Here is a 6252-nt window from a genome sequence, read left to right as displayed (position 1 = left end):
ACTGTTCGACTTGGTGATCTGCTGTCCAATCTCGGGGTCGATGACGTGGCAGAATTTCTGGACCTGGATGCCGACTTGCTGGCAACGGCTATCGGGGATGTTGGCGGTGTTGCGGCGCCGATTGCCACCATGCTGGATGATATCGCGGTCTCTCAGGGCATCGAAACCATCAAAGTCGGTGACATTATTGAAGTGGTTGAGGGTGCATCTGTTCCGGAAGACAGTGAATTCCCCGTTTATGATCTGGTGATCAGTCTGGTGCTGAATCTGGCAGAACAGCAGCAAGCAGGCGAGGGAGGGATATTGGACCTGCCTCTCAATATCAATGATCTCAACATCCCGTTAATTGCCAATATCAATGCTGTAGACCTCGGGCTTCATGTCGGTGAGCCTCCAACCGTGGTGACAGGCCCAGCCAGGCAGGATCAGGATGGCAACTGGAAAACGCAGTTCTACGCACCGGATGTGACCCTGCAGCTTTCCGCCAACGCACAAATATTGCCTATCGGTCTGTTGGGAATTGTAGAGTTTTCGCTGGCAGATCTGGATATTCCCCTGTCGGTCAATGCTGGTGGTGGCGAAGGGGCTCTGGTGTCAGCGGAGTGTGCCAAAGGGGCTCAGAACACCGTTGAGTTTGCGGTAAACCTGGAAAGGGAAGTGGCGCGTATCGTTACGGGTTCGCTGGATAGTGACGGAAATCTGCAGCCTGCGGCGCTTGATGCCGATGTCGGCGAACTACAACTTCTTTCCGGAATTTTGAAGCTGGGGCCGTTATTGCATCTCAATGCGGAAGTGGATGGTTCTGTTCCTGGAGTGGAAGAAACCGTTGTGCTGGATCCTCGTTATGACCTCTATTGCGACCCCGTAGAGGGTTGTTCAGATCTGTCTCACGAGGAGCTTGGTGATGGCCTGTCCGGTCTGGATCTGGGGATAACGATCAATGAGGCAACATTGCTGGAAACCGGCCAATTTGGCGGTATTCCCCTGGGCTCGCTGCTTAATCCGGTTGTGGATCTGATTGAAGATTTATTGTCCGATGTGGTGGCCAGCCTCGGTGAAGGCCTGATCAATCCGCTGTTACGCACACTGGGTGTGGGATTGGGCGGGATATCCGTCAATATATCGGCAGCCAATCAGGATGGGGTTCAGCTTATCGAAAACATCGATGTGGCGGACTGATCCTGGATAGGAAAGTATAAAAAAGGCCGCTTGCGCGGCCTTTTTGCTATCAGGCAGTTGTGGCCTGCTGTGGCCGGTAATGGGCCAGACGATCCGCAAACTCCTGCAAGGCAACAATGCCGGATTCCCTGGCATCGTGATACCACTGCTCTAACGCTTCCACCATTTCTGCGGAGTTACGGCTAGTTTGGCTCCAGATGTCCTGCAGACGAAGACGAAATTGGTAGATGGCCTCCAGGGTTTCGTTACTTTCGGTTAATTTCTGCAGATGCTTTTTCTGGCTCGGTTTGATCAGGGTGATATCCCGGTGCAGTAACGCCTTGGCGCGGCCGTATAGGTCGCGTGTGGCGTCACAGGCGCGAGCCTGTTCCTGTTTGAAGACCGGGGTGATCACGGTTTTGCGGTAATGACGCATAACCTGAAAACGGTGTTGCATGACGCCGCGCAGGGCATCAAGGTCAATTCCGTGGGCACTTTTCTCCAGGGCCGGTTTCGGCGCGACTTTTTTCACCTTGGCCAGTCCCAGCATCTCGAACAGGCGAATCCAGGCCCAGCCGGCATCAAATTCAAAGCGGCGTACGGACAGCTTGGCGGAATTTGGATAGGTGTGGTGATTGTTGTGCAGCTCTTCGCCGCCAATCAGGATGCCCCAGGGCGAAATGTTGCGTGACGCATCGGCGCACTCGAAGTTCCGGTAGCCCCAGTAGTGGCCCAGGCCGTTAATGACGCCAGCGGCGAACAGCGGGATCCAGATCATCTGTACGGCCCACACGGTAATGCCCGCGGCGCCAAACAGCAGCAGGTCGATGACTGCCATCAGGGCGATGCCGCCCATGGGGAAACGGGAATAGACGTTACGTTCCACCCAGTCGTTCGGGCAGCCAGCGCCATACTTCTTCAGGGTCTCTTCGTTTTCCGCTTCTTCGCGGTACAGTTCGGCCCCTTCGCTCAGTACTTTACGAATGCCTTTCACCACCGGGCTGTGCGGGTCCTCTTCGGTCTCGCACTTGGCGTGGTGTTTGCGGTGGATGGCGGTCCACTCCAGGGTGTTCTGGGCGGTGGTGAGCCACAGCCAGAAACGGAAGAAATGCTTGAGCACCGGGTTCATGTCCAACGCCCGGTGCGCGGAATAGCGGTGCAGGTAGACGGTGACGCTGACAATGGTCACGTGGGTCATGGCCAGGGTGATCAGCACCAGGGCACCGAGACTCGGAGCCAGCAGGCCCTCACTCAGATAATTCAGCATAGATGTCGCACAGTAAAAAGACGGAGCCGCTATTGTGCCCTACCCGGGATGACGGGCATAAGACACTAAACGGGTCAAATTCGGACTTTACGGCCAATCAGGGTCCCAAAGGTGCCTGTTGACTGACGGATGGCTGCTGCGGCCGTTATGCGTTGCGCTGTAACAACAGGTGGCCCTGGGGATCGACGGTGGCATGCCAGTCTGCGGCCAGCCAGGTGGTGCCCACGGCTTCGTAGATCAGGGCGGGCCCGGTGATGCGTTGGCCGGCGCCCAGTGATTCACGGTTATACACGGCCGCCGCTGTGTGCATGCCTGGTAGCGTAATGTGGCGTTCTGCTGACGCGCTCCGGGTATGGCGGTCCGGCTGGGTTGGCGGGTTGCTCTGGGCCTGGCTCTGGACGCGCAGGTTGACCTGCTCAACGGGGAGCCCCAGCTGGTGACCAAAGCGTTGCTGGTGGGCGGTATGGAAGCGGCTTTCCCGGTCGGCCAGCGTGGGGCCCCAGTCAATCTGCAGGACGGAAGATTGCCCCCGGTAGCACATGTCCACGAATACCCGGTGGCGAATCCGGTCTGCGCTGACGCCTTCGGCCATCAGTTCTGTCTGGCCCTGTTGCTGCAGCTGCGCAATACGCTCGTCCAACAGGGATTCGTCCACCTGTGCTGGCAGAGCCTGCAGCATTTCCCGTTTGCGCGGGGCGTAGACCAGCCCCTCGGCGGACAGGACGCCTGCCCGTTGCGGCACAATGGCTTGGGTCATGCCCAGGTTGTCGGCCAGCGCGCAGACATGCAGGCCGCCGGCGCCACCGAAGCTCATCAGTGCGAAGTCCGCGGGGTCGAAGCCTTTCTGGATGGAGATTACCCGCAGCGCCTGGGTCATGTGTTCGTTGGCCAGGGCCAGTACCCCGTCGGCGGCTTGCTGGCGCGTCAGGCCCAGGGCCTGGGCGAGCCTGTCCATGGCCTGTTCCGCGGCGGGCACATCCAGCGCCAGTGAGCCACCGAGTGCAAAGTCCGGCTGTAGCCGGCCCAGCACCACATTGGCATCGGTGACGGTGACCTGTTGCCCGCCTTTGCCGTAGCAGGCGGGGCCGGGGTCGGCACCAGCGGATTGCGGGCCCACATGCAGCAGGCCCGCGTCATCCACATAGGCCAGCGAGCCGCCGCCAGCGCCGATGGTGTGCATGTCCACCATGGGAACGGCCACCGGATAGGGGCCAATGTGGCCCTGCTGGGTGAGGCGGATATCGCCATCAAGCAAGGCCACATCGGTGGAGGTGCCGCCCATGTCGAAGGTCATCAGCTGCGGTTGCTGCAGCTGCTGCCCCAGTCGCTGGGCAGCGGCCAGCCCGCCGGCAGGGCCGGACAACAGCAGGTTGACGGCCAGATCGGCCGCCTGCTGAGAGGCAATGGTGCCACCGTGGGATTGCATGATAGCCAGTGGCGCGGGGGCCGTGGCCTGTTGCAGGCGTTGCAGGTAGTCGGCGACGCGGGGGGCCAGCCAGGCATTCAGCCAGGTGGCCATGCCCCGTTCGTATTCGCCCCGGGTGGGCAGTATCTGGTGTGATGGGCTCACCGCAAAGCCGGCATCACGCAAGGCGTCATTGAGCCGTTGTTCGTGCTCCGGGTTCAGGTAGCTGAACAGCAGGCACAGGGCGATGGATTCCGGGTCCAGCTCGCGGACGGCGCTCAACAGGGTGGCAATGTGGGCGTCGGTGAGCGGTGTCACGGGGTGGCCGGCGGCATCCAGCCGTGCCGGGCAGCCGAGCGCGGGCAGCAGGCTGACCGCAGAGGCGTTGCTGGGGGGCGTCAGATTGTAGAGTTCTGGCCGGTTCTGGCGGCCAATGCGGAGAATGTCCTCCAGCCCTTCATTGGTAATCAGCAGTGTGCGGGCGCCCTTGCCTTCCAGGGCCGCGTTGGTGGCCACGGTGGTGCCGTGAACAATGGCTAACTGCCCGCTGGCCATGGCATCACTCAGGCCAAGCTCCGTGATGCCCTGCAGGATGGCCCGCTCCGGGGATGAGGGTGTGGACAGCACTTTGTGGATGCGCGGTTCACCGTCGCCCAGCAGAACAAAATCAGTAAAAGTGCCGCCGGTATCGACGCCGAGCCAGTAGGAAACGGACATATCAGTTGACAGTTAACAGTTGAAAGTTGACAGCGAAAGACAAAAAAACTGGCAGCAAGGTAACATAGCTGGCGCCAGCGCGCCCTTCGCTGTCAATTGTCCACTATCAACTGCCAACTGATTGTCTTATGCCTGAATTACCTGAAGTGGAAACCACCCTGCGCGGCATTCGCCCGCATGTGCAGGGGCGCATTTTGACGTCGGTGACGGTGCGTGAGCCGCGCCTGCGCTGGCCGGTCAGTGAGGCCCTTTATGCGTTGCGTGATTGCCCTGTTGTGGCCTTGCGCCGGCGGGCCAAGTACCTTCTTATCGAGCTGGAGCACGGGCAGGTGCTGATTCATCTGGGCATGTCCGGCACCCTGCGGGTGGTGGATGCGAGCTTGCCATTGCGCAAACACGACCATGTGGATCTGTTGCTCGATAGCGGCAAGGTGCTGCGTTTCAATGATCCGCGCCGGTTCGGCACGGTGCTGTTCCAGGCCGGCGAAGAGCCACACAGCTTGTTGCAGTCGCTGGGGCCGGAGCCGCTTAGTGAGGCTTTTAGCGGTGAGGGGATGTTTGCCCGTTCCCGGGGGCGAAAGGTGGCAGTGAAGAGCTTCATCATGGATAACGCCACGGTGGTGGGGGTGGGCAATATTTACGCCCAGGAAAGCCTGTTTATGGCCGGTATCCATCCATCACGGGCGGCCGGGCGTATTTCCCTGGCGCGCTATCAGGCGCTGGCGGAGGCCATCAAGGTGGTGCTGGCCCGGGCGATTGAGGCGGGCGGGACGACCCTGAAGGATTTTACCCGTGCGGATGGTCAGCCCGGGTATTTTGCCCAGTCGCTGAATGTATATGGCCGCGCTGGCCAGCCCTGCCTGCAATGCGAAGCCATCCTGAAGGCGGATCGGCATGGCCAGCGCAGTACGGCCTATTGCCCGCAATGCCAGCGGTGACGGGGGTGCAGGATGGGGGGGATCGCCTTGCGTCGGTGCTGATCAATGATTGAGCGCCAGACCTATTGCTGGCCTAAGAACAAAGGTGTAGATTGTGATGCAATTGTCGGAATATTAACGACTTAGCTGAAACAATGTCAGCGATACTTTAACTTGAAACGGTGATTTCAGTGTGGATGCATGGCGTGAGAATTTGCTGTCACAGGAGGTTTTCTGAAGGAATGTCGTATGGGTATACGATTGACTGAAGAAAATCTTCTGTGGCGGAGAAGGCTCGCGTCAGGCGCCGCGATGAAGTCAGGGTTTCAGGTTCAACTATAAAAATACAAGAGGGACTCACCATGAAGCGAGCAAAGCGCCCGGTAGTGGCATCCGTACTCGCCTCCACCATGCTGTTTGCTGCCATGGCGCCCGTCACGGCACAGGCGGCTGAATCACAGCTGGATCGGCCGGGGGAAATGGCGATGATCGGCGACGCGGTTTTTGCGCGCCCATTGCTGCTGGCATCCACGGTGGTGGGAGCAGGCCTTTATGTGGTCACGCTGCCGTTCAGCCTGCTGGGGGGCAATCCGGGAGAAGCCGGTGAAGTGCTGGTGATGAATCCGGGCAAGAATACTTTCGTTCGTTGCCTCGGTTGTACGCCGGCTCAGCACGAGAGCCTGAAGGCAGAAAAAGAACTGCAGGAAAACGAAAAACAGGAACAGGAAGCGGTGGCCAGCGCAGAATAATCGTTGTTCATTGCACCATAAAAAAGCCCCGCACTTGCG

5 protein-coding genes are annotated in these 6252 nt (G+C 59.5%); 3 read left to right on the top strand and 2 right to left on the bottom strand.

Annotated features, from left to right (window positions below):
• A partial coding sequence (locus tag A3754_RS27155) for a hypothetical protein (protein WP_197468437.1) occupies positions 1-1179 on the top strand: 1179 nt, incomplete at its 5' end.
• A 49-nt stretch (positions 1180-1228) separates the two neighbouring features.
• Here the strand turns inward: A3754_RS27155 and A3754_RS04010 are convergent.
• Both A3754_RS04010 and A3754_RS04005 read right to left on the bottom strand, forming a co-directional pair.
• Entirely contained in the window at positions 1229-2425 is a 1197-nt protein-coding gene (locus A3754_RS04010) for an acyl-CoA desaturase (protein WP_063518899.1), read from the bottom strand.
• 145 nt (positions 2426-2570) lie between these two features.
• A complete protein-coding gene (locus tag A3754_RS04005; protein WP_063518898.1) occupies positions 2571-4547 on the bottom strand; it encodes a hydantoinase/oxoprolinase family protein in 1977 nt (658 codons plus the stop codon).
• 128 nt (positions 4548-4675) lie between these two features.
• On the opposite strand from A3754_RS04005, the gene mutM reads away from it, so the two are divergent.
• Positions 4676-5485: a bifunctional DNA-formamidopyrimidine glycosylase/DNA-(apurinic or apyrimidinic site) lyase gene (gene mutM, locus A3754_RS04000; RefSeq protein ID WP_063518897.1), complete on the top strand. Its 810-nt coding sequence runs from the start codon at positions 4676-4678 to the stop codon at positions 5483-5485.
• 341 nt (positions 5486-5826) lie between these two features.
• The gene (locus A3754_RS03995; RefSeq protein WP_063518896.1) at positions 5827-6213 is read left to right on the top strand and encodes a hypothetical protein; all 387 of its coding nucleotides are present in this window, start codon (positions 5827-5829) and stop codon (positions 6211-6213) included.
• Positions 6214-6252: the final 39 nt, after the last annotated feature.

Source organism: Alcanivorax sp. HI0083 (genome assembly GCF_001635175.1).
Note: the sequence above shows the minus strand (reverse complement) of the source record. Positions and strands in the feature narration are given on the sequence as shown.

Coding starts and splice junctions, on each gene's coding strand:
- A3754_RS04010 (WP_063518899.1), bottom strand. CDS start 2,425: ATGCTGAATTATCTGAGTGAGGGCCTGCTGGCTCCGAGTCTCGGTGCC.
- A3754_RS04005 (WP_063518898.1), bottom strand. CDS start 4,547: ATGTCCGTTTCCTACTGGCTCGGCGTCGATACCGGCGGCACTTTTACT.
- mutM (WP_063518897.1), top strand. CDS start 4,676: ATGCCTGAATTACCTGAAGTGGAAACCACCCTGCGCGGCATTCGCCCG.
- A3754_RS03995 (WP_063518896.1), top strand. CDS start 5,827: ATGAAGCGAGCAAAGCGCCCGGTAGTGGCATCCGTACTCGCCTCCACC.